Here is a 26,880-nt window from a genome sequence, read left to right as displayed (position 1 = left end):
TGCTTAATGTAAAAAAGCCAGATACATAAGGTATCTGACTTAGCAAAAAAACTATCAATCTATTTTAGGACGAGACAATCAGATCAAGGATGAATGATGAAAAGACGTGATTTTATAAAAATGGGCGGTCAAGCGACCGTGGCGGGGACTCTGTTGACGCAGCTGAGCGCCTGCTCATCAGACGATGACGAGCGCCCCGTGGTGGCACTAGACGACGTCGATGATTTGGGTTACCAAGGTGCCCAGCCCTTTGTACATGGCATCGCAAGTGGCGACCCACTACAAGATAGGGTGATACTGTGGACCCGTATCACCAATGACGGCAGTATTGATGCCACCAGCATCCCTGTCGGCTATAAGGTCGCCACAGACCCTGATCTGACCAATATCGTCGCCCAAGGCCGCGCCATTGCCACCGCCGCCTCTGACTTTACTATCAAAGTCGACCCCACCTCCCTTCAGCCTGATACCACGTATTATTATGCTTTTGAAGCCTTGGGCTATATTTCGCCTACTGGCCGTACCCGTACCATTCCGCCGTCTGATATGGCAGCGAGCGAGATAGAGCGTGTGCGCTTGGCAGTGGTGTCCTGCTCCAACTATGGCTTTGGGTACTTTAATGGCTATGCCCATATCGCCAAACAAGCCGATATCTCCGCCGTGGTGCATTTGGGAGATTATATCTATGAATACAAGGAAGGGTTTTATCGCGATCAGTCACTGATAGAAGAGCGTCCGCTGTTTCCCAAAAACGAGATCATCAGCCTAGACGACTATCGCCAACGCTATGCGTGTTATCGCACGGATATCGACCTACAAGAATGCCATCGCCAGCATCCTTTTATCGCGGTTTGGGACGACCATGAAATCGCTGATAACTCATGGAAAGGGGGCGCGCGCTTTCATAACGACAGCAAAGGCAACTATTTAGAGCGCAAAATGGCGGCTGTCCGTGCGTATCATGAGTGGATGCCCATTCGGGACGATAAGAGCAATGCGCTTGACAGCCAGCTACGTATTTATCGGCGTTTTGAGTTTGGTAAATTGTTTGATTTAAACATGCTCGACACGCGCATCTTTGGCCGCGAAAAGCTCGATGCGTCCGCCAGTCAGGAGCCAGAACGCCAGTTATTGGGGCTTGAGCAAGAAAACTGGCTCTATCTAAATATGTCTAAGAGCAAACGCCGCGGCGCCACATGGCAGATATTGGGTCAGCAAGTAATCTTGTCACCTTTTAAAGGCGCTTTTGCCAGCAGTTCAGGCGATATCTGGAACGGCTATGCCAGTGCGCGCGATCGTCTATTAGACTATATTGACAATAACGACATCAAAAACACCGTCGTGTTGACGGGGGACTATCACGCCTCTTTTGCCTTCGATGTCGCCAAAAACCCTTTTGATAGTGACAGCTATAACCCAGCAACTGGTGCAGGCGCGCTGGCGGTTGAGTTTGTTTGCCCTGCCCTCACCTCACTTGCCTTTACTGAGCCAAATACAGGGCCCGACGTCAATCCGCACCAAAAGTTTAACAACCAAACCGACCACGGCTATATGCTACTAGACATCACCGAGCAGGCGTTTCAGTGTGAATGGTACTATACCGATACGCTCACCGTCCGTGATAGTAGCACCCAGTTTGCCAAAGGATTGGCCACACAATCACGCGCCCATCATTTAGTTGATGCAGCTCAGTCTCGCCCTATCAGCAATGTGGTTGCCCTAGCCGCGGCGGACAAGGCCGTATCGGTCAAAAAGACGACAACAAACCCAGCGGCGATGAGCGAGGCATAAATCTTTAGAGCCCACTGAACTATTGAGTGATAGTGAGTTCAGTATTTCAGTATAAAAACGAAACAGCGAGACTGGGATGAGTTTTACGCAACATCGAGCGGTGCAGGCATAGTACGGCAAAAAGATTTATACCAGTGCCGCGTTGATATAAACAGCAAAAGGGTGCGTTAGCTGACGCACCCTTTTACTGTTTGTGGTTTTTGAGCATATCTAGCAATTCTATACTTATAGCGACTTACAACTCATCTGCTGCATTCACTGTTCACTGATGACTACTTATCAGTCGCCGCCGAGCTGCTAGGCAAAGCCGCCGTCGTTGGCAATATTTTACTGCGGCGAAAATACTTGGATGAGCTATCGATGATTTTATCGACTTCTTTGATCAAATCATGAATCACATCATCATAAACACCGTGATGCAACTCGGTCTCAAATGCAGTAAAAGGATGCTTGCGCGCCGCTGAGCTGACCTCTGTCACGCCCTGCTTACTATAAAAAATATCGACGCGGCCATCACTGTTTAGCACGCAATTTAACTGACCGCCTTCGAGCATCATCTCGACGCGCTCAGGCATAAAAATATAATCATCCACATCAATAAGCTTTTTTTCTACTTCTCGCTTAAAAAACGACTTGATATCAAACATACATCCATCCTTTATTTTTAATAGTTTTAACCGGTGCGTGTCCTTATTTTAAAAATACTGATATTACCAATACTACTGGCATCAGTGTTATAGGATTCAACCATATAGTCGCACGCCTGCCCCTGCCGTTATACTTATCTTTATGACGAGCGCTCAATACTGGTTTTTATTCATCGGGTGGCTAGAGCGTGCTTGATTTCTTTATCCTATAAGAGGCACGGCTGTTTTTTAAGGCGGGATATGTAAAACTGCGTTTGATGTTGGTAAAAGTGGATGGCTTGTTTAGAGGCTTATCACACCCAGCCTTTTTTGCGAAACGACTTTAGCACTTCGATAAATACTGCCATCTCATCAGGCGTACCCAACGTTACGCGGTTGAACCCCGTGACAGGTGGAAAATCGCGACCGACCTTGATGCCACTGTCTCGCATTCTAGCGATGTAGGTTTTTAAATCACCTTTTATTTCATGAAAAATAAAATTGGTCTGGGATGGTAAGTAGCGAAGTCCAAGCTCGTCCAATACTGTTTCAATCATCTGGCGCGACTGATTGGTCGTGCGCAAACTTAACTCTAAAAACTCTGCATCATTTAATGTCGCAATGGCGGCGACCGCACCTGATAAGTTGGTGTTATCCATAGACATAAATGCTTCGACAGCTTCAATAGCTTGCGGGTTAGAAATCGCATAGCCCACTCGCATACCAGCCAAGGCACATAACTTTGAGAAAGTATGAATCACAATAAGGTTGTCTGATAATCCTTGTTTTACCCACTCAACCCCACTCTCAAAGCTTGGGTCATTCACGTATTCTAAGTAAGCTTGATCTAATAAAAAGTAGTGGTTGTCTGGTGCGTTACCTATCCATGTTTTAAGCTGTTTCGTTGATGTAATGGTTCCGGTTGGATTATTAGGATTACAAACATATAACAAGCTAATACCGTTAAACTCGTCGGCCGCTTTTTTTAGTCTTTGAAGATCTAAATCATAGTTTTCGGCAGTTAATGGTATCTTGACTACAGACGCCCCGATAGAGTTTGCATACATCTCTGCACAATCAAACGTTGGTACAGGGATTACCATCTGAAACTCTCGGCCCTCCGTAAATGCTTTATGTTGCAGCATCTGAATGGTAGCTCGCATATTTTCAGTCGAGCCATTGCCTAATGAGATTTGGTTTTCTGCCACGCCGTGAATGCTGGCAACTTTGCTAATGAGTGCAGCACGTGCATTATCTGGATAACGAAAACCTTCACTTAAAGACTCTGTAACGGCTTTTTTGGCAGAATCCGACATGCCCAGCGAGTTTTCGTTCGCATTTAACTCTATCATTTTATTATTTTGCATGATGGACGATACACCTAACTGTCAGTGGAGAGTATGAGTAAGAATAAGATCAAATTTAATCATTGATCTCATATTAAGTGGCATTTGGTATGATTACAAGTTTTCCAAAACCAAAATATAAGTTATTAATTGTATTCGGCAAAAAGCCATATGATTTCAAGTATTTAGCAGATCATAAAAAAGGTGAGCTACAAATATGCAACTCACCTTTTAAAACTTAAATACTAAGGGATGTTAATGACAATACAAATAATTTATTAGAGCAAATGCGCTTTTAGCTCTAAGACTTTGTCACGTGTTTTTGCAGCTTCCTCAAACTTGAGATCGCGAGACAGCTGCTGCATCTGCTTCTCTAAACGTTTGATTTCTTTGGCGAGCAAATCAGGGCTGCGCAAGATACTGATATCAACATCAGGCAGATTACTCTTGACTGGGATCACTTGATTGTCATTGGCATCCACACTTTCACCGGTATCAATCTTATCGGTGATACTACGGCGCGCACCTTTTGGCGTGATATTATGCTCGATGTTAAAGGCAATCTGCTTTTCGCGGCGGCGATCGGTCTCCTCAATCGCCTTTTCCATACTCGGCGTCATACGATCGGCATAAAGAATCGCTTTACCATTTAAGTGGCGCGCGGCGCGGCCGATGGTCTGAATTAAAGATCTCTCAGAGCGCAAAAACCCTTCTTTGTCGGCATCAAATATCGCCACCAATGACACCTCAGGCATATCCAGTCCTTCACGCAAGAGGTTAATACCGACCAGCACATCGTGCACACCCGTACGCAGCTCATGGATAATCTGCATGCGCTCCACCGTATCGATGTCTGAGTGCAGATAGGCGACCTTGACATCATACTCCTGAAGATAGCTGGTCAAATCCTCCGCCATGCGTTTGGTCAAGGTGGTAATCAGCACACGCTCATCAAGCTCACGGCGTTTGGTAATCTCTGAGAGCACATCATCGACTTGGGTCAATACAGGGCGTATCTCAATCTCAGGGTCAATCAACCCCGTCGGACGTACCACTTGCTCGACGACCTGCTCACTACGCTCAAGCTCATATTGTGCTGGCGTGGCGCTGACATAAATGGTCTTGGGCTTGATACGCTCCCACTCTTCAAACTTCATCGGCCGGTTATTCATCGCGCTTGGCAGGCGAAAACCATAGTTCACCAAGTTTTCTTTGCGTGATCTATCGCCTTTATACATCGCTCCAATCTGCGAGACCGTCACATGCGACTCATCGATAAACAGCAGCGCATCCTCTGGCACATAATCAAACAACGTCGGCGGCGCCTCTCCCCATGGTCGACCAGAGAGATGCTGTGAGTAGTTTTCGATACCATTACAGTAACCAAGCTGCTGAATCATTTCTAGATCATACTGGGTACGCTCTTTGAGGCGCTGCGCTTCGACCAGCTTATTGTTGTCACGAAAATACTCAAGACGCGGCTCAAGCTCAGCACGAATGGTCTCGCTGGCGGCCTCAAGGCGATTACGCGGTGTCACATAATGCGACTTTGGATAAATAGTAATACGCGGCACGCTGCGCACAGTTTTGCCTGTCAAGGGATCAAACCATGTGATTTTTTCTACTTCATCATCAAACAGATGAATACGTACCGCGAGCTGCTCAGACTCTGCAGGGTAGATATCCAAAAGCTCACCGCGCAAACGATAAGTACCACGGCCAAAATCCAGCTCGTTGCGGGTATATTGCATCTCGACCAGACGTTTGATGGTCGCGGTACGATCGATCTTGTCACCGACGACGACGTGCAAGAGCATTTTAAGATAACTCTCAGGATCACCCAGACCGTAGATACAAGAGACGGATGCGACAATGATGGCATCGCGGCGCTCAAGCAGGGCGCGCGTCGCAGATAGACGCATCTGGTCGATATGATCGTTGATGGCGCTGTCTTTTTCGATAAAGGTATCACTGGCCGCCACATACGCCTCGGGCTGATAATAGTCATAATAACTGACAAAATACTCAACAGCGTTATTGGGGAAAAACGACTTAAACTCACCATATAGCTGGGCGGCAAGGGTTTTGTTGTGCGCCATGATAATGGTCGGGCGCTGAGTTTCGGAGATGACCTTGGCCATGGTATAAGTCTTACCAGAGCCCGTTACGCCAAGAAGTAACTGCTCATCCATTCCTTTATTGACACCATTGACCAATTTCTCAATCGCTTGCGGCTGATCGCCTGCAGGCTCAAAGTCGGTCACCATCTCAAAGGCGCGGCTTGATATCTGCGTTCCTGACGCATTGACACCACTGATTTCAGCTTCGCCTTGTAGCTGAGTGGCCAATTGATTTAACTGACGCGACGAGCGCGGTTCGGGCATTCGCATATTGGTTTTCTTCTTCTCAAGGTTTATAACAATATGGGGCCCCATCCACCGTTTTTAAAGGTGAACCAATCGCTGCCCGTTAGAGCTTTTTGCGTCCAAAAGGCTCTTTTTTAGGGCGTGTCTTTATTTCAAAAATGGTGATAAAAATGAGATAAATTGCGGTCAAACAAGGAAAATAGCGCCGTTAATATCGGGATATTGACCAGCTATTTGACGATGTTTGGCAAAATTTGACCATTTTTAGCCCATTTAGATAACTATCGAGTGAATTAAAGACACGCCCTAGTCAAATTATGATGCGGTGGCGATATATTTTTCTGCTATTTTCGCGGTGTCAGCCACCCTGATTAAATGTGGTTAAATATAAAAATTCACAGAACGCCTGCAAACGTTACAAAGGTTTTCATGATTAACAAACCCATTACATGACCCCTTCATAAAGCCTATGCTTAACGGTTCCAACCGCGTGACAAACTGCTATCATTTATAACGATTCATTCAGCAAGACCACGGATACATCAATAACAACAAGTTCAGTATTCTATTTAAGACCGTCTTAAACCAATGATTTTTTATTTACAATGATAATAATGGAGTAAAATATGAGAGAACGTTATGCAAGTGGTATCAATGATGACACTGCCAAAAAAATGGTGGATTTGCTAAACGCCAATTTGGCCAACCTGATCGATCTAAGCATGGACAGTAAGCAGTGCCACTGGAATCTTCAGGGCACAGGTTTTATCGGTGTGCATCAGTTATTAGATGAGACCTATGAGCGCCTAACAGAAGCTTATGATACGGTAGCTGAGCGCATCGTAATATTGGGTGGTAAAGCCAACGGTATCTCAAAACGGGTGGTTGAGGACTCGATTTTAGAGACGTATCCCACCGATATCACGGAGGTCGATGAACATGTGCGCGAGCTGACCAAACGCTACAAAACCATCGCTGCCTCACTGCGCGAAGCAATCGATACCGCGGGTGATGCAGGCGATGAAGACACGGCAGATTTATTAACAGAGGTGAGCCGTATCGTCGACAAAGACGCATGGTTTATCGGTGCCAACGCTCCAAAGAAGTAATATGGGCTTGATCCATAGCGGTCAAATCAATTTATAATCATAATTAATGAAAAATAATCATAGAAAAGCCACCAATAAAGGTGGCTTTTTTGTGGGTACGACTTTTGTGGTGATAAATATAAATATGCGATGTTTATTACTAAGGTCAACCTAACCACGCTTTGTCATTTATGCGCTGGTTGAGATGCTGGCTGATGTTATAAAACATGCTAGGAAAGATGCGCTTTACCTGCATCACTAGGGGGTGTCAACACGGCTGCATTTGGTACAGATAACGTGAGAATTGCTTCTTGAAACAGGGGATTGTCTCGAAACTGGTTTTCGATATCTTCAAATTTTTGCGCGATTTTTTCTTCTTTTTGGTTGCCTGCGATATTGACTGCAGCGACCATAAATATCTTTTTGGGACCGACCCATTCTAAATGCAGGTACGACACGCTATCGATATCAGGGTGGTTGAGCAGTTCACTGAGCGCATAATCATGCATGCTATCAGACACTTTATAGCCAACCAAAAAGTCGCGATTGCGACTGATCAAAAATATCGCCACAGCGCCCAATAACACGCCCACGATGATGGAGCCAAGCGCATCCCAAAACGGCTGGCCTGTATAAGCATGCATCCCCATCGCTGCCGCTGCGATTACCAAACCGATAACCGCTGCCAAGTCCTCGAAAAACACCCCGCGCAGTGTTGGATTGGAGGTGTCGACCACATAACCAATTGCACTGACATTGATGGCTTTGCCGTGTTTTTTACTTTGCAGATAAGCCTGCACCAACGAAAAACCCTCGAGGACAAAGGCGATGGCCAAGATAACAAAGCCGATGGTATAGTTGGTCTCGCTCTCAGCGGCATTCCATTCGGTGATACCGGTGTAGATAGAGACGATAGAGCCTGCCATAAACACGCCAAAAGCCGCAATCATCGACCAGACATAGGACTCTTTACCATAGCCGAGCGGATGGCTTCTATCGGCAGGTTTGACGGACTTTTTTTCTGCGACTATCAGCAGCGCCCCATTGCCAGCATCCGCCCAAGAGTGCGCAGACTCAGCAATCATAGAGGCAGAGCCAGTCATAAAGGCCGCGACCGTCTTTGCAATGGCGATAATCAGATTTGCCCCAACAGCGATCAAGACCGTAATCAATGAACCCGCAGGTTTTTTATCTGCCGGCTTAGCATGGCGATGTGTCTGGTCGTCAGACTGGTTTTTGACAGTGCCTGTGCCGCGAGTACGGCCTCTCGGTGCTAACGCGTCATTCGATGTGGTGTCTTTTGGCTTGATGGTCATGTTAGCCTCGTTATCGCTGACTCATATAAACAGGTTATATAGGTCAGTGATACAAAGATAGTGAGATAAAAATAGGGAAATAAAAAGAAAACAGTCGCCTGCCGTGCAGATTGCCGGGCGTGCTCTAGCTACGCGGCTCACCGCCTCGCTCGCCAGTCATCTTATCGATATCGCAGCTGGGGCGGTGTGAGCTTTCCATACGCAGCTTTTTGCGCGCCAAGGCCGCATCGGCACGGCATTGCTGCATCTCATTTTTGATCTCAAGAGGCGGCGCTGGCGTTGGCTTACCATTGTCATCGATTGCGACCATGGTAAAGTAGCAGCTATTGGTATGGCGTACCGTACGCGCACGCACATCTTCGGCCTCAACGCGAATCCCCACCTCCATTGAAGTCGTACCCACATAATTGACACTAGCAGCAAATGTCACCAGCTCTCCGACATAGATAGGCTCCCGAAACATCACTTGATCGACCGATAGCGTCACCACATAGTTGCCGCTATAACGGCTGGCACAGGCATAAGCGACCTGATCGAGCATCTTAAGCAAATCGCCACCATGGACATTGCCGATAAAATTTGCCATATCAGGCGTCATCAGCACCGACATATACAATTCGTGGTTTAAAGGGGCTTTTTTGGCGGTGGAGCTGGTGTTGAACTGCGGCATAATGTTCCTTAAAGGGTTGTACACGTATTTATGTTTTTAGCTTGCTTATCATTTATACAGCAGCTCGCTATATATCACAAACGCCCCTGTGTCATCAGATGGTCTACATTGTGTAAATAAAATATAAATAATAGCCCATCGGTAAATATAGATAATTCAATATAAATAGAAAACGACACAGTGTGGCTGGGATGAACTTTATGCAGCATCACCATAATTTTTGTTACCAGCCCCATGCGACAGCGAAATATCAGCGTGCTACAATATTCAGTCTATAGTTGAGCCTCTTTACAGTTGAGCTACTTTACAATAGGCACTACACCGACAAAGGCCGCGCAAACCACCTATCAGTAGCACGTGGCCTATATAGTCATTGCCCGTTTTATTTAGGGCTAACTATATACCGACATCATGCCCTGATGACGATCAAAACGTTATATAATTAACATCAGCTACCCCCAACCACCCTTCACTATAAAAAGGATCCCTCATGAGCGAGTTGCAACTGTCTGACCGCGTCAATAGCATCAAACCATCACCAACACTAGCGATTACCAATAAAGCCAAAGAGCTAAAAGCCTCTGGTAAAGACATCATCGGCCTAGGTGCTGGCGAACCTGACTTTGATACGCCAGAGCACATCAAAAAAGCAGCCATTGATGCAATCAATAACGGTTTTACCAAGTACACCGCTGTCGATGGTACACCAGAGCTCAAAGAAGCCATCATTGATAAGTTCAAACGTGATAACGACATCAGCTATGAGCCAAATGAAATCCTAGTATCGGTCGGTGGTAAGCAGTCTTTCTTTAACCTTGCCCAAGCCTTTATCAATCCAGGCGACGAAGTCATCATCCCAGCGCCTTACTGGGTCAGCTATCCTGACATGGTCATCATCGCAGGCGGTAAACCCGTCATCGTCGAATGCCCAGCAGCACAAGACTTCAAAATCACCGCCGAGCAGTTAGAAGCCGCCATCACGGACAAAACCAAACTGCTAGTGCTAAACAGCCCATCGAACCCAACAGGTATGATCTATACGTTGGATGAGCTAAAAGCCATTGCGGAAGTATTGAAAAAGCACCCACAAGTCTATGTGGCCTCAGATGATATGTATGAGCACATTCGCTGGACGGGTGATAAATTCTACAATATCTTAAACGCCGCACCTGAGCTAAAAGAGCGCGCCATCATCCTAAACGGCGTATCAAAAGCCTATGCCATGACAGGTTGGCGCATCGGCTACGCTGGTGGCCCTGCCAAACTCATCGGCGCGATGAAAAAAGTACAGTCGCAGTCCACTTCATGCCCAACCTCTATCAGCCAAGTGGCCGCCGAAGCCGCCATCAGTGGTGACCAAAGCGTACTGGCACCGATGGTAGAAGCCTTTGAGAAGCGTTGTGATTTGGTCGTTGATGGTCTAAATGCCATTAAAGGCATCACGTGCCTGCGTCCTGATGGCGCATTTTACGTCTATCCTCAAATCAAGCCATTGATCAAAGCCGCTGGCCTGTCTTCATGTACAGAGTTTTCCGCATGGCTGCTGGATAAAGTCGGCGTAGCGGTCGTCCCTGGTGATGCCTTTGGTCTTGGCGGCTATATGCGCATCTCTTATGCCACTGACGAAGCGACGCTAAAAGATGCACTATCACGTATCGAAAAAGCCGTGGCTGACTTGGACGTTGCTGAATAAGCAAAAAGGCTTTTAAGCTAAATAGCTTGATTGTTAAAAACTATAAAAAAGATGCCCCATATTTGTTATGTGGGCGTCTTTTTTATGACGGCTTTTGATAAAATAGCTCTCTTTTCTCATTAAAATGACAATCTTTGCAATTTATGCAAAAAAAGGCTTGACGTATTTTTTATCTTTGCTAGAATACGCCCCACTTAGCAAGAACTCATTAGAGACTTTCTAAGTCTTGTTGTCACGTATCATGTACGTACAGCCTATTCTCCAATAGCTCAGTTGGTAGAGCAACGGACTGTTAATCCGTGTGTCCCTGGTTCGAGCCCAGGTTGGAGAGCCACATTTTAGTTGTAAAAATTTGAATTATTTTTAATTCAATTATGGCATTTGCCAAAACCCTCATCACTTTGATGAGGGTTTTTTTATGGTCGTCTGTTTTTATGCAGTTTGGCTTTGTCAGCAGTCTGGTTTCTTTTAGCTCGGCGCTTGTAGCATGGAATTTAAGGAGTATAACGCCTCGGTGGTGGAGCGGTTAAGATTAGCAAATAAAGATAAGATAGGCAGACAAAGAAAAGCCCCGAACCTAGGGCGATTGGTTCAGGGCTTACGGCGCTTCATGTTGTTGTTATTATTATTTCTTCCATGTCGACTTATCCTAAGTCATAAACAGTCATCTATAAGACAGCGGGCTGACCTGTGCTTTTATCGATACTGCCTCAACACTGCATCCTTGCCTCTCCTTGTGTTGATGGTTGTATTGTAGGGCAATCACTTTGATGCGCCTAGAGGCTAAAGACCTTATTTCGCGTAAGCATATGCTTACATTTGTACACCCGCTTACTGCCACACTCGCCTTGTTTGGCGGCTCGTGACTTATCTAGAACCAATCTAGCCTACTACCCTATTCTATCCCAATAACTGCTGCTTTTTAGCATGCTCTTTAGAGACTTTTTCGCCTTCTTCTTTGCCCTCTTCTATTTTGTTATCTGTCTCTTTGATATCGTCTACTTCGGCCGTTGGGGCGTTTTTTTGTTGTTGCTCGGCTTCCTCTGGCTCATACTGCAGCGTCGTCATGACTGGAAAGTGATCAGAGCCTATAGACGGCAAACGCTGAATATCAACGACTGTGAAGCAAGCACTGTGAAAAATATGATCAAGCGCCCAGCGCAAAAATGGATAATTGACATGAAAGGTATTGATAAAGTGGCGGCCGATACGCGGGTCTAGCAAGCCCGAAATGCGCTGAAAGCGGCGCGTCGTCTTCGACCAGGCCACGTCATTAAGATCGCCTGCCAATATAGCGGTTTGATCGTGCTCTTTGATGTGTTTGCCGACCATTAGCAGCTCGGCATCGCGAGTGGTCGATTTGTCGGCTTCAGTAGGACTGGGCGGCATGGGGTGTAAGCAATATAGCCAAATCACTTGACCATTTTGCAGGCGCAGCTGTGAGTGAATCGACGGTATGTCATCTATCATCAAATACTTGACCTCAGGATCGATCAGTTTAAGTTTCGAGTATAGGTGCATGCCATATAAATTGTCTAATGGCACCTTGACGGTATAAGGATAGTCTGGCTCAATTTGCTCCAGTGCTTTTTCCCACTTTTTATCACTCTCTAAGGTGATTAAAATATCGGGCTGCTTTTGCTTGACCAGCTCGACCAGCTTTTGGGTATGATCATTGGGCGTTAGGACATTTGACACCATGAGTTTTAGTTGATGCGCTTGCCCTGCAGGTTTGGATTTTGCTTGTTGTACTTCTTTTTTCCATAGTTTGGTATAGGGCAACACCATTCTTAGCTGAAACGCCAATGTGAGGCTCAAAACCACAAACAATAACCACTGCCCTAGCTGCCAGTCTGGCCAAAATACCAGCATACCAACCCAAGCGATCACCCCCAGCACCATGATCTGAATACGAGGAAACTCGACACCGCGCACCCACCAATTATCCAGCGGCAGCCAGCCCCAAATCGTCACAAACGCGACAAGCCCTGCTAGCCACTGGACAGAATAATATAATAGTGAAAAATCCATAGTATGTATTAACCGTTGGTTGAAATTCTGGTTTGCCGCTGCATAAGATATGTTGGGTGTTCAGGCATCTTTAGGCGTACGGCTCACGATACTGATGCTAGCGCTTACTTTAGCACTTCAATCCAGTGACGCCTACTGCTACAGCCGAATTATATGACAACAACTATAAAACATTACAATGTCAAGTATCTGGCAGTATGGTGTTGGTGATTCGTTGACAAGCTTTTGTTGATAAGGCTTTTGTACCATAAAACCGCAATGACCAGCATCTGCATACTAATAACATCACGTTATAATCAACATAGCAAATAGTGTATAAAAAACCGCTAAAAATCGCCAAAACGTCTTGCTTTTTGGGAGCATTCACGGCATTGTTATTGGTTGGCGATGCAACAAATAATTGTAAATAGGATTAGATTTCATGAGTAATTTAACAGTAGGCTTGGTGGGCTGGCGCGGTATGGTTGGCTCAGTGTTGATACAGCGCATGCAGCAAGAAAAAGACTTTGATGGTATTACGCCCGTGTTTTTTTCGACCAGTAACGCAGGTGGCGATGCGCCAAGCTTCGATGGCGTACAGACCAGCCAATTAAAGGACGCTCATGATATCGACGCACTCGCAGCTTGTGATGTGATTATTACCTGTCAGGGCGGCGACTACACCTCAAAGGTGCATCAGCCCCTACGCGATAGCGGCTGGAATGGCTACTGGATCGATGCAGCCAGCACCTTGCGTATGGCAGATGACAGCATCATTATCCTTGATCCAGTCAATCGCAATGTCATCGATAGCGCGCTCGCCAGTGGCAAAAAAGACTTTATTGGTGGTAACTGTACGGTATCATTGATGCTGATGGCGATCGGTGAGCTGTTTAATAAAGGCTGGGTAGAATGGGTCAGCGCCATGACTTATCAGGCGGCGAGTGGCTCTGGCGCAAACAACATGCGCGAGCTCATCGAAGGCATGGGCGTACTACGTGATGCGGTCAAGGATGAGCTGGCTGATCCTGCAAGTGCTATCTTGGATATCGACAAAAAAATTGCGCAGACCCAGCGCGCAGATGACTTTCCTAAGCAGTATTTTGGCGTACCGCTCGCAGGCAGCTTGATCCCTTATATCGATGCGCAATTAGAAAACAAGCAATCACGCGAAGAGTGGAAAGGCGGCGTCGAAACCAACAAAATCCTTGGCAACTCAGCGGCCAATACCATCCCTATCGATGGTATGTGTGTGCGTATCGGTGCCATGCGCTGCCACGCTCAAGGCCTGACCATCAAGCTCAAAAAAGACATCCCGCTAGAGGAAATCGAAGCGGCGCTAAAAAATAGCGGCAATGAGTGGTTGGACTTGGTCGAAGACGACAAAGAAGCTACGATGAACCGCTTAACACCTGTTGCCGTAACAGGTACCTTAACTGTAGCGCTAGGACGCCTACGTAAGCTAAACATGGGACCTGAATATCTCGGTGCATTTACTGTGGGTGATCAGCTATTATGGGGCGCAGCCGAACCCTTACGCCGTATGCTAAACATTATCCGCGAGCAAAACGTCTAATTTTACAACTCAACTATGAAGTACAAAAAAGACAGCAGATGGCTGTCTTTTTTTATATCGATTTTAGGTTCACTCCTCAAAACGCGCTATGAGCCGCACATAATCGCGCATAATATAAATAGCAACAAAATTGAGATTGGCATCCCTGTCCCAATAAACCCTTAACAATGCTATAATTAGCGCCATTTCCATAGCTTACATAGCGGTTATCATATGCAATTTGTCTTACACAAAACGGCCAGCGGCGAGACGCGTGCGCGCCGTGGCACTGTCCATCTCAATCATGGCGACGTACAAACGCCTGCCTTTATGCCTGTCGGTACGTATGGCACGGTCAAAGGTATGCTGCCGCGCGATATCGAAGCCATCGGTGCTGATATCATCCTTGGCAATACGTTTCACTTATGGCTACGTCCTGGTACTGAGGTCATCGACAAGTTTGGCGGCCTACACAAGTTTATGCATTGGGATAAGCCTATCTTGACCGACTCAGGCGGCTTTCAGGTCTTTAGTCTCGGTGCAATGCGCAAAATCACCGAAGAAGGCGTCAATTTTAAGTCGCCTATCGACGGTGCCAAGGTATTTTTGTCACCAGAAAAATCGATGCAAATTCAGTACAGCTTAAACTCAGACATCGTCATGCAGTTTGATGAGTGTACCCCTTATCCTGCCACTCACGACGAGGCCAAAAAGTCTTTAGAGCTGTCATTACGTTGGGGCCAGCGCTGCGTCGATGAGCACAATAGACTGGGCAGCACCAATGCGCTGTTTGGTATTATTCAAGGCAGTATGTACCCAGATCTACGCCAGCAATCGCTCGAGGGCCTGCTTGAGATTGGTTTTGATGGTTATGCCATCGGCGGCCTATCGGTCGGCGAGCCAAAAGATGAGATGATGGATGTACTAGACTACATCCCAGATGCGATGCCAGCAGACAAGCCGCGCTATCTGATGGGCGTTGGCAAGCCTGAGGACATCGTTGAGGCGGTACGCCGCGGGGTCGATATGTTTGACTGTGTCATGCCCACTCGTAACGCCCGTAATGGCCATTACTTCGTCACAGGCGATACTGACAATGCAGGCGTGGTGCGTATCCGCAATAGCCAATATCGTAACGATGAAGGCCCACTAGACCCTGAGTGTGATTGCTATACTTGCCAAAACTTTAGCCGTGCCTATTTATACCACCTCAATAAATGTAAAGAGATGCTAGGCGCGCAGCTGGCTACCATTCATAACCTGCGTTATTATCAGCGCTTGATGCAAGGCATCAGAGACGCTATTGAACAAGACACCTTTGATGCCTTTGTCAGTGAGTTTTATGCCAAGCGTGGTCAAACGGTGCCTGAGCTAAACCTACGCTAACGCTTTAAACGTTCATCTATCTCTCTGTATCTTTATCTATCATTCAGACCAAAAAAGGGCTTAAGAAGATTCTTAAGCCCTTTTTGCTGCTTGATAGATGTATGCGCCATTCAAAAAGGCTAATGGCCAAACGTTTTAATCCATCAATGTGGTCACAAATACGATAACCACTGCGATTGGTGCTACAAACTTGGAGATAATCTGCCATAGCGTCCACGTACCGTTAGACAGACCCAGTTCTTGCTGAATACTGCGCTGATCCATCTGCCAGCCAAGGAAGATAATCGCCGCCAGACCCGTAAGTGGTAGGATAAACTTACTGGTGAGCTTGTCTAAAGCATCAAAGACACCGTTGCCCATGATCGTAAAATCAGCCCATAGGTTAAACGACAACAAGGCTGCGATACCGAGTAGCCAAATCACAATACTCGCCACGATGGTCGATACTGTACGGCTCATCGAGGTGCGCTCTTCTAAAAACTCCACCGTCGGCTCAAGTAGCGAAATCGATGAAGTGATAGCGGCAAAGGTAATCAATAAGAAAAACAAAGTACCGATGATCGTACCTGCGCCCATGCTACCAAAGGCAATTGGCAAGCTGACAAAGATAAGACCAGGACCTGAGGCAGGATCTAAGCCATTGCTAAAGATAATCGGGAAGATTGCCAGACCAGCGGCCAAGGCAATCACGGTGTCCAATATTACCACTGTACGGGCGGTCTTGAGTAAGTTAACTTCACGGCCCAAATAAGAGCCATACGCAATCATAATGCCCATACCGATAGATAGGGTAAAGAACGCATGACCAAGCGCAGCAAGCATCACGTCTGCAGTCAGCTTGCTAAGGTCTGGAGCAAATAGGTAAGCAACCGCTTCACCAAATCCGCCATTCATGACGTTATAACCGACGATGACAAACAAGATAAGACCCAATAATGGCATTAACACCTTGGCGGTTTTTTCGATACCACCTGTCACCCCCATACCGACGATGATAGCCGTCAACACCATAAACACAGTATGCCAAATGGTCAATGTGCCGGCTGATGCCAGCATAGCATCAAATGTCGCACCAACTGCGTCGCCATCCTGGCCAGCAAACTCACCTGAGGCGATTTTGGTGATGTAGTTTAGCGCCCAGCCACCGATGACACTATAAAACGATAAAATTAAAAAACCACCCAAAATACCTGACGCACCCACAATGCCCCAGCTGCGTGACTTGCCTTCGCTGGCGGCCACATCAGCAAAGGTATTGACTGGGTTTTTTTGCCCGCGGCGACCGATCAACCACTCAGCGACTAGAATCGGAAAACCTACTAACGCGATACAGAATAAATAAGCGATAACGAAAGCGGAACCCCCACTTTCACCGACCATATATGGAAATTTCCATATATTTCCCAACCCAACTGCCGATCCTACCGCTGCTAGCACGAAGCCAAAGCTTGAGCTCCATTGTGCATGTTCTTGTTTATTCATAGCCATCTTTTCCGTCCTCTTGCTTCAATTAATACCACTGATAACCTTCCTTGATTATCATAAGCCGCCCATCATAATGCTTAAGCGAATTATTAAACGCCCCGATATGAAGCGTCCAGTAACATTAAGAAAAAATTGTTTACAATACCGTAAACGCTCAGTTTCTGCTAAGCCGTCAAAAAAGTCAAGTGCCCATAAATATAAAAAGCCATAACAATTGGTTATGGCTTGCTATCATTTTACCTATAACTAACAAGAGTTTGGACTATTAACAATTCTTTTTATCATGGACTGTGATTAAGCCTAATCAATTGTCTACTAACTATTAGCGCACGACACCGCGTCGGCTGTTTTGTAATGAGTCAATAAGCAGCTGAATCTTTGGCTCTCTCGGTAGTAGCTCGTTATGCAACACTTCAAGCGCTTGTACAGTGGTCAGACCAGATCTAAAAATCGTACGATACGCTTGACGCAAAACATCAATTGTCTCTTTTGACCAGTTTTTGCGGCGCATACCTTCGACATTGAGGCCATGGGTTTTGGCAGGATTGCCAGATACCATGGTAAAGGCTGCCACATCTTTCAAAATCAGACTTGCCCCACCGATCAGACTATAGTCATCTACCGTACAAAACTGATGAATACCAGAGTTGCCACCGATGATGGTATGGTTGCCGATAGTGACATGACCCGCTACCCCCACATTATTAGCCAACACATTGTGATCGCCTATCACGCAGTCGTGAGCCACGTGGGTGTTGACCATCAACAAATTATGACTACCAATCTTGGTCAACTCGCTGTCTTGGGCGGTACCGCGGTGCAAGCTGCAGGCCTCACGAATGGTATTATAATCGCCAATCTCAAGCCAAGTGCGCTCGCCTGCATACTTCAAATCCTGCGGATCTTCACCAATACTGGCAAACTGATAAAACTGATTGTGCGCGCCGATACGAGTCAGCTTGGTCACGACCACATGACGATGCAACACCGTATGCGCGCCGATGCTGACATCATCCCCGACGATACAGTACGGGCCAATGGTTGCAGTCTCATCTATCTGAGCGGAGGGTGAGATGAGTGCTGTTGGATGGATCTGACTCATAATGTGGGCCTTTGTATCTTCTGGTGCGAATAAATGGTAAAACACTGACCGTCAGTCATAACTTATCAAACAAACCAAAGTCAGTCTTGCGACAAAATATCGATGCTCATTATAATTCTTCTTGTCTGTTTTGACATAACTCTTTAGATACTGATGAGCCTAAAAGTTATCAGCCAATTTTATTGCTCTTGACGAGCAATCATCACCTGTGCACTTGCCGCCAGCTCGTCTTCGACATGGACGGTACAGTCAAACTTATAAATACCGCGTTTTTGCATCACAGTTTTTGCCCGAATAATCAGCTGATCACCAGGGATAACGCGGCGCTTAAAACGAACCTTGTCCACCCCAGCAAACAAATACAGATAGCCGTCTTCGGCAGTCAATCCTGCACTGATAAACCCAAGCACCCCTGACACTTGTGCCATACACTCGACCATCAGCACGCCTGGCATGATAGGCTCATTGGGGAAATGCCCATTAAAAAACTCTTCATTAATGGTGACGTTTTTGACCCCAGTGATGCATTCACCAGGGATACAGTCGATCACTTTATCGACCAACATAAAAGGATAGCGATGCGGTAAGTAGTGCTTTAGCGTATGATAAGTCAGAGGTAAAGTCAGGCCTTGCTCAGCCAAGCTTTTCATATCGGTATCATTTAAAATATCTATGTCGTTGCTGCTCATATGCCGCGTCCTTGCTCATTGCTAAGTATAAAAGGATTAAAAGGTTAAGGGTTAAAATATTGGATATTATATGGTTAACTACTAAAGGTTGTAAAAGAGAATGATATCCTGTGGTCAGTCAAATCAGCGCTCATCGCGACCAAGCTGGCGAAACCTAACTGCAGCGCGTCGCCAATTGGCAGTTGGCATGGCCGCGGTACCTGAAGAGTAAGAGCCTGCTTGTTTGATGGATTTGGTCACCATCGTCATACCCGATAACGTAACATCATCAGCAATCTCGATGTGGCCAGTGATACCGACCGCGCCACCAATGATACAGCGTTTACCGATATGCGTACTCCCAGCGATACCGGTGTGCGCGGCGATGGCCGTCCCATCACCGATATGCACGTTGTGCGCCACTTGCACCAGATTATCGATAATCACATGATTACCGATGACGGTATCATCGATAGCACCGCGGTCGATACAAGTCTGACTGCCAATACGGACATGATCACCGATGATGACTCGGCCTAACTGTGCAATACGCTCCCACCCGGTCGTGCTTGGGTCGTTGGTCGGGGCAAAGCCAAAACCTTCCGAGCCAATACTTGTACCAGCATGTACTCTGACATGGTCGCCGATGGTACAGTCATGACCGATGACCACCTGTGATTTGATAACACAATCGCTGCCTACCCTCGTACCTGCCTCAATCGTCACATGGGCGGCCAGCGCTGTTCGCGCCCCCAGCTGCACCTGCTCGCCTATCACACAAAACGCCCCTATGCTCACCTGCTCGCCGATGATGGCACTATCGGCAATCACCGCACTCGGATGAATACGACTCGAGGCTGACTGATAAGCAAATAACTGACTGGCGCTGGCGTAAGCCAAGTATGGATTTGCGACCACCAACGCCAAGGTTGATGCGGGTACTTGCTGGCGATGGTCTGCTGTGACTAACACAGCCCCTGCCTGACTGTCTGCCAAACTGGAGAGGTAACGAGGATCGGCCAAAAAACTCAGCTGCGTGTCATTGGCTGTCGTCAGACTACCGATACCGCCAAGCTGTTGGCATAACTGCTCGGCGCTCAGCTCTGCTTTATTTATAACAGGCTGGCGCTGCTCAATTTGGGTGATAAGTTGCTCAATCGTTATCATAGTTATTATTAGTATGAAGTAAGAATAAAAGTCGTATTATAAATAAGACAGTCATCAAGCTGCTATATCAGCTTGATGACCAATTTATCTAGTACCATCTATTTATACCACACAAGTTATTGTGCCGTATAAATAAGATCAAAAAGCCAAAGCGCTTCAGATGGCCGCTACGTTAGAACGTATTACCAATCTGGAACTGTACTTTTTCGGTCTCATCACCTTCTTTGTCACCGATAGGCATCGCATAACTCAAGGAGATAGGGCCAATTGGCGTATACCAAGTGATACCAGCACCAGCACTAAAGCGCAAGTCATTGTCTTGAGTCAATAATGGCACGCCAGTATCAGCACCCGTATCAGGGTTTACGAAAGTACGGTCTTCTTTATCGGTGGTATCAAAGACTTGCCCGCCCTCTGCAAATAATACAGGACGTACTTGGTCAGCCCAGTCACCTTTAAATGGCATGGGCAATACCAGCTCAGCCCCAAAGCTGGCCAGCGCGTTACCACCGATTTCTTCGTCTTTATAACGAACCTCATCATTGATGGCATCATAATACGTCTGTGACTTTGGTCCAAGTGTTGAGGCTTCATAACCACGAACAGAGCCATAACCACCAGCGTAGAAGTTTTCATAAAACGGTAAATCATTACCATAGCCAAGCTTGGTATAACCACGTGCTATCCAATCCTTATAAATTGGATAATAAATATTGCCGCGGTACACAAGTTTTTGATAGCTGGCATCACCAAGGCCGATGGTCGCATCGACGGTATGGCTCATACCTTTGGTTGGGAATACAGGACGATCTAGGGTGCTATAGTCCCAGCCGAATAGTAGATTATAGGTCTGATAGTCGTTTTTAAAGCCAGTACGACCTGAAAGCTGCTCTTTACCTTCTTCATCAATAAAGGTGAACTGCTCAAAAGATCCACCATCATCGATTAACTGCTGGACGTTTGAAACCCCTAAGAAGCGGCCACCCCGTACTGAGGTATTATCCACATTAAGACCTGCACTGACGCGTTTGGTTTCATCGACAGGGTAGCTGTAGTTGAGCGTGGCACCATAGGAGTCAGTCACATAGTTACTGACGTTTCTGTCATCGTACTTGGTCTCACGATAATACGCGCTCAAACCTTGAGAGACACCGTTTTCGGTAAAGTACGGATCAGTATAGCCCAAACTATACGAGTCGCGGGTCTCTGAGCGAGACAACGCGGCTTTGACTCGGTTACCTGTACCCATAAAGTTGTTTTGGGTCAAATCCAGCTGGAAGGTCACACCACCACTTTGTGAGTAACCAGCGGCAATGGTCGAGCTACCTGAAGGCTGCTCTTCTACCGTGTAATGTACGTCTACTTGGTCTGGCTGGTTGGGCACTGGTTTGACATCGACATTGACAGCTTTAAAAAACCCTGTGCGCATCAGACGCGTGCGTGACAATTGGATTTTTTCGCTAGAGGCAAGCGCGCCTTCTAGTTGGCGCATCTCACGGCGCAATACTTCGTCTTGGGTTTTGATATTGCCCGTAAAGTTGATACGGCGCACGTAGATAGGACGGGCAGGGTCGATAAAGTAATCCACATCGACCATTTTAGTATCGTCATTGATACGTGGTACTGGTCTGACTTGGGCCAGATAATAGCCTTCGTTGCCATAACGGCGCTTGAGCTCGGCGGTGGTTTCATCGAGTTTGGCTTGCGAGTATTTTTCGTTTGGAGCAAAGGTAACCAGCTCTTGTAGCTCAGTCGTCTCAAACGTCGGCTTACCTAAAAAATTGACCTCACCAAACTGGTACTGTTCGCCTTCGCTTAGGCTAACTTCGATAAACACACTGCGCTTATCTTCGCTGATGTTAAGTACCGCATTGTCGACGGCAAAACGCACGTAACCGTCATTTTGGTATAAGGCTTTTAAGTTTTCCAAACTGGCCGCCAGCTTTTCTTTGGCATAGCGATCAGATTTAGATAACAGGCGTGTCCAAGAAGATTCTTTTACAGCAAAAACATCTTTGATCTCATCATCGCTGAAGTGCTTGTTACCGATGATATTGATATCGACGACTTTGGCAGGCTTGCCTTCGATAAAGCGTACATCGAGCTTGACACGATTGCCATCGAGTAGCGTTTGGTCGACTTCGATATTACTGTTGTAGTAGCCTTGGCTGATATACTGCTGCTGCAGCTCGTTGGCGACGCCTTGTAACGTCGCTTGCTTGAGTACATCACCGACAGACAAACCTGCGTTGCTCAGTCCTTGCTCTAGTCCTTCTTTTGGGATGAGCTTATTGCCCTCAAAGTTGACTTCGGCGATGGTAGGACGCTCAACGACATCAAAGCGTAACTGACCGCCTTCGACACGGCTTTGAATGTCCGCGAAGTTTTCGGTCGCATATAGCGCCTTAATACTGGCCGCCAAGCTGCTGTCATTTACCGTATCTCCTACCGTGATAGGTAGAACCGGATAGAGGCTATCGGGGGTTAGACGTTGTAAGCCATTAAAACCGATGTCAGTCACTACAAATTCTGCAGCCTGTACCGGCATACTCATCATCGCTACCACTAACGGCAACCCTGCCGCGCTCATAAATAAAGGCGTACGCATAAACACTATCCGTCAATAAAAAAATTGCTTAAGTTAAGTTAAAAAGCACATGTTGTCTTGTCCATTTATCACAAAGTCGCATGCTTTGGCGGACAAGACTCAGAACACTTTATATAAAACGCATCATAAAATAAACTAAAAATTACGATTAGTACAGAGACGGCGGCACAAAGCTGCTCTGCCGTCACACCCGCAATCGCTGCCCGATACGCATAAAACCATTAGTGCATCTTGCCTTATCACCCAAACGCTTGGGCAAACCATCAAAACAATCGGCTGATATCATTACCAATTGCTAACACCATGAAACCTGCCAGCAAGAGTAAACCGATATTAAGTCCAGCCATTTGTACGCCTTCTGAGAGCGGCTTACCGCGAATCAGCTCTATGAGATGATAGACGATATGCCCTCCATCCAATACAGGAATGGGCAAAAGGTTGAGCACTGCCAGACTTAGACTAATCAGCGCGGCGGTAGACAATACCATCTGCCAGCTAATATCGAAGCTTTGTTTGGCGACTTTGGCAATGGTAATCGGGCCTGATAAATTATCGAGACCAATCATACCTGAGAGCATTTTGCCCATCGAGCTGACCGTCATCACCGCCAGCTGTTCGGTTTTTTCAAACGACTTGACCAGTGACTCGCCTGGACCATAGACCACTGTGGTTTTATAATCATCAGGAATGACAATCTCAGACTGTGCCACCATAGCACCAATTTGCCCAAAGTCGTTATCCAAATTGTCTTTTTTGCCCTGCGGCATGATGGCCAATTGTACAGACTTACCCTCTCTTAAGACGGTAAAATTGAGTAAAGTCTCAGGATTATCGCGAATGATGCGCGTGGCACTGATCCAGTCTGCGATGGCGACATCATTAATCGCAGTGATGCGGTCACCGACCTTGAGGCCTTGACGATTGGCGGCACCATCGGGCGTCAGCTCACCGACGATAGGGGCGATCGTCGGTTGCCATGGCAGCATACCAAAGCTGCTCAGCGCATCTTTTCCATGGTCATCGCCCTGCATAAACTCATCCACAGGCGCGTAGTAGGTCTTGGCGGCGTTGTCATCAGCTTGTAGCGTGACACTTATATTGTCCGTCTCGCCCATGCGTCCAGCAAGACGGTAATTAATCCCTTCCCACGTCTGCACCTCATGACCATCGATGGCGACGATTCTATCGCCAACGGGCAGCTGAGCGGTGGCCGCTGGCGTATCAGGCAACACTTGCCCAATCTTTGTCGCCAACTGCTCAGATGGGGTCATAAACAGCACCCAAAACAAGCCAATCGCAATGACAAAGTTCATGATAGGGCCTGCTGCGACGATAGCGATTTTTTTTAGCGGATGCTGACGGTTAAATGACAAATGCTGCTCATCGGCTGCCACCTCGCCTTCTCGCTCATCGAGCATTTTGACATAGCCGCCCAGTGGCAGCGCCGAAATCCGATAATCAATACCGCTTTTTTTGCTGGTCCAGCCTGCGACTTTGGGGCCAAAACCAATAGAGTATGTCAGCACCTTAACACCGCACAGGCGCGCCACGATATAGTGCCCCCATTCATGCAGGGCAATGAGCGGACCTAAGACAAAAATGGCCGCAAGGAGCGTCAATAAAAACGTCATGATGTCTTCTCAATATGGTTTTTTAGCAAGTTCTCTCGTACAAGGCTGATTTGCAGGACTTCTATTCTTATAGCGTCTGCGCCGCTTATATGGATTTTGCCACCTTGGCCACCAATGCCTCAGTATGCCGACGCGCTAGCTGGTCAATCGACAATATATCTTCTATATCCGCCGACGCCGCTAACAGCGGTACTTGTATCTCACTGAGTGCCTGTTCATTGATATCAGCAATATCTGTCAAACGAATTTGTCCTGCCAAAAACGCGGCCACGGCAATCTCATTGGCGGCATTGAGTACGATGGTCGCCTGCGTACCCGCTTGCATGGCTTGTCTCGCCAAACGCAAACAGGCAAACTTTTGTAAATCAGGCTCGATAAATTCTAGGCCGCTTAGCGCATACAAGTCCAAAGGCTGCGAGCCGCTATCAATACGCGCAGGATAGCTGAGTGCATGAGCAATGGGCGTCTTCATATCTGGGCTGCCCAGCTGCGCCAAAAAGCTACCGTCGCTATATTCTACCATTGAGTGAATGATGCTTTGTGGATGAATCACCACATTTATTTTATCCTCACTCAAATCAAACAAATGACAGGCTTCTATCAGCTCAAGCCCTTTGTTCATCATCGTTGCCGAGTCGACCGATATTTTTTGCCCCATCGACCAATTGGGATGTTTGACAGCTTCAGCGACACCAGCTTGCTGCATCTGCGCAAATGACTGCTGCAAAAATGGCCCACCAGAGGCAGTCAGCCACAGCTTACGCACCCCGTGCTTTGGCTGGTGAATCTGGCGGCTGTCTTGTTGGATATCTACCGGCAAGCACTGAAAAATTGCGTTGTGCTCTGAATCTAAAGGTAACAAGGTAGCATGGTGCGTTTTTACCGCATCGATCATTACCTGTCCTGCCATCACCAGCGCTTCTTTATTAGCAAGCAAGATACGCTTGCCTGCGCGCGCGGCGGCCAATGTAGAAGGCAGCCCTGCTGCACCAACAATGGCAGCAACGACCGTATCGGTTTGGCTATCGGTGGCGATATCTATAAGCCCTGCTGCGCCCCCGACGACCTCGATATCAAGCTTCGCTGCGCTCAGACGCTGAGCAAAATCATCGACTGCGGCTGCCGGTACGTTGACGCGCTTTGGCACAAACTGCTGACACAGCGCAAACAGTTTGTCCAAACGATGGTATCCCGACAAGGCATAGACTTGGTACTGCTGCGGATGGGCCGCCAAAATCGCCAACGTACTATCGCCAATCGAGCCAGTTGCGCCTAATACGGCGATACGTTGCATCATAACCATCGTTGCCTATCAATAATACAAAAAAATAAAAATAAAGCCTAACTGGATAAATCCAAGCAAGACACTTTTATACCACCATCAAACCAAAGTATTGCAGCGCCCAAAAGCCGAGCGCAAATATCGGCGTGGCAGACAATAAGGAATCAATACGATCAAGGATGCCGCCATGCCCTGGCAAGATTGTCCCTGAGTCTTTGACACCAGCACGGCGTTTGAGCATTGACTCAAACAAATCGCCGAGTACCGAAGCCAATATCGTCAGTACAGATAGTGCGGCAAAGGCGATCAGCGGCACCCCTGTCAGCTGTAGCTTAAAGACGCTGATGGCCACGACGACGAGCAACCCTGTGACAATGCCGCCGGCCAATCCTTCCATGCTTTTATTGGGTGAAACGTTTGGTGCCATTTTGCGGCGACCAAGCTTGCGCCCGACAAAATATGCCCCACTATCCGCGCACCACACCAATAAAAACACATACAGCAGCCACCAAGCCGATAGCTGCCACAGATAAAACATAGCTGTGATGGCGGCGGTTAATATCACCGCACCCATCAAGCCCAGCTTTTTGCCATACCAATTGGTCGTCGTCGGAAAGACCCGAACCCAAGACAGCGCCATCAGCCATATGGCGAGCGATGCGGCCCACCAAAACAGCCACGTCACTTTAAACAGCAGTGACACCACGGTCAGCGCCAAAACCAAAAGCACAAATAACGCTGGCTGACGCCATTTGGGCATCAGCTTGGTCCATTCATGAGCGGCGATGATTACCCCTATCGCCAACAGCGGCGCAAACAAAATCGGTGTTTGGCTCGCAAACATTGCAATACCAACGATAATAACGAGAACAATTGCCGTTTTAATCCGTTGCCACATACTCATTGAGCCTTATAATAATGAAAAACGTATGGTCAAAAAATGCATTATAGCAGCTAATCTACAATAGCCCACTCATTGCTACTGACTGCAACAAAAGCGGTTCATTATTTCATAAGCACGCAGCCTTAACCACTGTGAATAATCACTATTAAAAGCGTAGCAGGCTTTTAAGGCACAAAAAAGACAAGC

Annotated in this window: 19 protein-coding genes and 1 tRNA gene; 6 read left to right on the top strand and 14 right to left on the bottom strand. The window is 47.0% G+C overall.

The annotated features are described in order from the left end of the window. Positions 1-96: 96 nt before the first annotated feature. Positions 97-1,791 carry an alkaline phosphatase gene (locus BTV99_RS06520; protein WP_075101560.1) on the top strand — a complete coding sequence of 565 codons (1,695 nt, stop codon included), beginning with the start codon at positions 97-99 and terminating at the stop codon, positions 1,789-1,791. A gap of 272 nt (positions 1,792-2,063) precedes the next feature. On the opposite strand, the gene BTV99_RS06515 is transcribed toward BTV99_RS06520, so the two are convergent. The 3 genes from BTV99_RS06515 to uvrB all read right to left on the bottom strand — a co-directional run bounded on the left by BTV99_RS06515 (position 2,064) and on the right by uvrB (position 6,153). Continuing rightward, positions 2,064-2,438 carry a hypothetical protein gene (locus BTV99_RS06515; RefSeq protein WP_075101559.1) on the bottom strand — a complete coding sequence of 125 codons (375 nt, stop codon included), beginning with the start codon at positions 2,436-2,438 and terminating at the stop codon, positions 2,064-2,066. A gap of 293 nt (positions 2,439-2,731) precedes the next feature. Continuing rightward, on the bottom strand, positions 2,732-3,784 hold the full coding sequence (locus BTV99_RS06510) for a histidinol-phosphate transaminase (protein WP_075101558.1): 1,053 nt from the start codon (positions 3,782-3,784) through the stop codon (positions 2,732-2,734). A 257-nt stretch (positions 3,785-4,041) separates the two neighbouring features. Next, positions 4,042-6,153 carry an excinuclease ABC subunit UvrB gene (gene uvrB / locus BTV99_RS06505; RefSeq protein ID WP_075101557.1) on the bottom strand — a complete coding sequence of 704 codons (2,112 nt, stop codon included), beginning with the start codon at positions 6,151-6,153 and terminating at the stop codon, positions 4,042-4,044. Positions 6,154-6,755: 602 nt separating this feature from the next. Between uvrB and dps the strand changes: the two genes are divergently transcribed. Further along, positions 6,756-7,238 (top strand): DNA starvation/stationary phase protection protein Dps, encoded by a 483-nt coding sequence (dps, locus tag BTV99_RS06500; RefSeq protein ID WP_075101556.1) that lies wholly within the window; start codon positions 6,756-6,758, stop codon positions 7,236-7,238. 209 nt (positions 7,239-7,447) lie between these two features. Here dps and BTV99_RS06495 read toward each other — a convergent pair whose 3' ends face one another. Further along, positions 7,448-8,533: a cation diffusion facilitator family transporter gene (locus BTV99_RS06495; RefSeq protein ID WP_075101555.1), complete on the bottom strand. Its 1,086-nt coding sequence runs from the start codon at positions 8,531-8,533 to the stop codon at positions 7,448-7,450. Between the two features lie 124 nt (positions 8,534-8,657). Continuing rightward, on the bottom strand, positions 8,658-9,203 hold the full coding sequence (locus BTV99_RS06490) for an acyl-CoA thioesterase (protein WP_075101554.1): 546 nt from the start codon (positions 9,201-9,203) through the stop codon (positions 8,658-8,660). A gap of 490 nt (positions 9,204-9,693) precedes the next feature. Between BTV99_RS06490 and BTV99_RS06485 the strand changes: the two genes are divergently transcribed. Further along, positions 9,694-10,896: a pyridoxal phosphate-dependent aminotransferase gene (locus BTV99_RS06485; protein WP_075101553.1), complete on the top strand. Its 1,203-nt coding sequence runs from the start codon at positions 9,694-9,696 to the stop codon at positions 10,894-10,896. A 258-nt stretch (positions 10,897-11,154) separates the two neighbouring features. Further along, a tRNA-Asn gene (locus tag BTV99_RS06480) sits at positions 11,155-11,230 on the top strand. A gap of 566 nt (positions 11,231-11,796) precedes the next feature. On the opposite strand, the gene BTV99_RS06475 is transcribed toward BTV99_RS06480, so the two are convergent. Continuing rightward, entirely contained in the window at positions 11,797-12,927 is a 1,131-nt protein-coding gene (locus tag BTV99_RS06475; protein WP_075101552.1) for an endonuclease/exonuclease/phosphatase family protein, read from the bottom strand. A 421-nt stretch (positions 12,928-13,348) separates the two neighbouring features. Here BTV99_RS06475 and asd point away from each other — a divergent pair, with 421 nt between their 5' ends. Then, a complete protein-coding gene (gene asd, locus BTV99_RS06470) occupies positions 13,349-14,482 on the top strand; it encodes an aspartate-semialdehyde dehydrogenase (protein WP_075101551.1) in 1,134 nt (377 codons plus the stop codon). A 213-nt stretch (positions 14,483-14,695) separates the two neighbouring features. Continuing rightward, positions 14,696-15,847 carry a tRNA guanosine(34) transglycosylase Tgt gene (gene tgt, locus BTV99_RS06465; RefSeq protein WP_075101550.1) on the top strand — a complete coding sequence of 384 codons (1,152 nt, stop codon included), beginning with the start codon at positions 14,696-14,698 and terminating at the stop codon, positions 15,845-15,847. A 135-nt stretch (positions 15,848-15,982) separates the two neighbouring features. Here tgt and BTV99_RS06460 read toward each other — a convergent pair whose 3' ends face one another. The 8 genes from BTV99_RS06460 to BTV99_RS06425 form a co-directional block, all read right to left on the bottom strand. Continuing rightward, positions 15,983-17,335, bottom strand: a complete 1,353-nt coding sequence (locus BTV99_RS06460) for a sodium-dependent transporter (RefSeq protein WP_083608554.1) — start codon at positions 17,333-17,335, stop codon at positions 15,983-15,985. A gap of 319 nt (positions 17,336-17,654) precedes the next feature. Next, the gene (gene lpxA, locus BTV99_RS06455) at positions 17,655-18,434 is read right to left on the bottom strand and encodes an acyl-ACP--UDP-N-acetylglucosamine O-acyltransferase (protein WP_075101549.1); all 780 of its coding nucleotides are present in this window, start codon (positions 18,432-18,434) and stop codon (positions 17,655-17,657) included. A gap of 179 nt (positions 18,435-18,613) precedes the next feature. Continuing rightward, complete coding sequence (gene fabZ / locus BTV99_RS06450) at positions 18,614-19,123, bottom strand: 3-hydroxyacyl-ACP dehydratase FabZ (protein WP_075101548.1); 510 nt, start codon at positions 19,121-19,123, stop codon at positions 18,614-18,616. A 123-nt stretch (positions 19,124-19,246) separates the two neighbouring features. Then, complete coding sequence (gene lpxD / locus BTV99_RS06445) at positions 19,247-20,269, bottom strand: UDP-3-O-(3-hydroxymyristoyl)glucosamine N-acyltransferase (RefSeq protein ID WP_075101547.1); 1,023 nt, start codon at positions 20,267-20,269, stop codon at positions 19,247-19,249. 172 nt (positions 20,270-20,441) lie between these two features. Then, the gene (bamA, locus tag BTV99_RS06440; RefSeq protein WP_075101546.1) at positions 20,442-22,877 is read right to left on the bottom strand and encodes an outer membrane protein assembly factor BamA; all 2,436 of its coding nucleotides are present in this window, start codon (positions 22,875-22,877) and stop codon (positions 20,442-20,444) included. 263 nt (positions 22,878-23,140) lie between these two features. Then, entirely contained in the window at positions 23,141-24,508 is a 1,368-nt protein-coding gene (rseP, locus tag BTV99_RS06435) for an RIP metalloprotease RseP (protein WP_075101545.1), read from the bottom strand. An 85-nt stretch (positions 24,509-24,593) separates the two neighbouring features. Next, positions 24,594-25,805: a 1-deoxy-D-xylulose-5-phosphate reductoisomerase gene (ispC, locus tag BTV99_RS06430; RefSeq protein WP_075101544.1), complete on the bottom strand. Its 1,212-nt coding sequence runs from the start codon at positions 25,803-25,805 to the stop codon at positions 24,594-24,596. Positions 25,806-25,878: 73 nt separating this feature from the next. Next, complete coding sequence (locus BTV99_RS06425; RefSeq protein ID WP_075101543.1) at positions 25,879-26,688, bottom strand: phosphatidate cytidylyltransferase; 810 nt, start codon at positions 26,686-26,688, stop codon at positions 25,879-25,881. Positions 26,689-26,880 lie beyond the last annotated feature (192 nt).

This window comes from Psychrobacter sp. Rd 27.2, assembly GCF_001921755.1.
Classification (GTDB): domain Bacteria; phylum Pseudomonadota; class Gammaproteobacteria; order Pseudomonadales; family Moraxellaceae; genus Psychrobacter; species Psychrobacter celer.
This window is presented reverse-complemented; position numbering and strand designations above follow the sequence as displayed.

Coding starts and splice junctions, on each gene's coding strand:
- BTV99_RS06510 (WP_075101558.1), bottom strand. CDS start 3,784: ATGCAAAATAATAAAATGATAGAGTTAAATGCGAACGAAAACTCGCTG.
- BTV99_RS06495 (WP_075101555.1), bottom strand. CDS start 8,533: ATGACCATCAAGCCAAAAGACACCACATCGAATGACGCGTTAGCACCG.
- bamA (WP_075101546.1), bottom strand. CDS start 22,877: ATGCGTACGCCTTTATTTATGAGCGCGGCAGGGTTGCCGTTAGTGGTA.
- BTV99_RS06485 (WP_075101553.1), top strand. CDS start 9,694: ATGAGCGAGTTGCAACTGTCTGACCGCGTCAATAGCATCAAACCATCA.
- lpxD (WP_075101547.1), bottom strand. CDS start 20,269: ATGATAACGATTGAGCAACTTATCACCCAAATTGAGCAGCGCCAGCCT.
- rseP (WP_075101545.1), bottom strand. CDS start 24,508: ATGACGTTTTTATTGACGCTCCTTGCGGCCATTTTTGTCTTAGGTCCG.
- BTV99_RS06475 (WP_075101552.1), bottom strand. CDS start 12,927: ATGGATTTTTCACTATTATATTATTCTGTCCAGTGGCTAGCAGGGCTT.
- BTV99_RS06520 (WP_075101560.1), top strand. CDS start 97: ATGAAAAGACGTGATTTTATAAAAATGGGCGGTCAAGCGACCGTGGCG.
- BTV99_RS06425 (WP_075101543.1), bottom strand. CDS start 26,688: ATGTGGCAACGGATTAAAACGGCAATTGTTCTCGTTATTATCGTTGGT.
- dps (WP_075101556.1), top strand. CDS start 6,756: ATGAGAGAACGTTATGCAAGTGGTATCAATGATGACACTGCCAAAAAA.
- ispC (WP_075101544.1), bottom strand. CDS start 25,805: ATGATGCAACGTATCGCCGTATTAGGCGCAACTGGCTCGATTGGCGAT.
- BTV99_RS06515 (WP_075101559.1), bottom strand. CDS start 2,438: ATGTTTGATATCAAGTCGTTTTTTAAGCGAGAAGTAGAAAAAAAGCTT.
- asd (WP_075101551.1), top strand. CDS start 13,349: ATGAGTAATTTAACAGTAGGCTTGGTGGGCTGGCGCGGTATGGTTGGC.
- BTV99_RS06490 (WP_075101554.1), bottom strand. CDS start 9,203: ATGCCGCAGTTCAACACCAGCTCCACCGCCAAAAAAGCCCCTTTAAAC.
- BTV99_RS06460 (WP_083608554.1), bottom strand. CDS start 17,335: ATGGCTATGAATAAACAAGAACATGCACAATGGAGCTCAAGCTTTGGC.
- lpxA (WP_075101549.1), bottom strand. CDS start 18,434: ATGAGTCAGATCCATCCAACAGCACTCATCTCACCCTCCGCTCAGATA.
- tgt (WP_075101550.1), top strand. CDS start 14,696: ATGCAATTTGTCTTACACAAAACGGCCAGCGGCGAGACGCGTGCGCGC.
- fabZ (WP_075101548.1), bottom strand. CDS start 19,123: ATGAGCAGCAACGACATAGATATTTTAAATGATACCGATATGAAAAGC.
- uvrB (WP_075101557.1), bottom strand. CDS start 6,153: ATGCGAATGCCCGAACCGCGCTCGTCGCGTCAGTTAAATCAATTGGCC.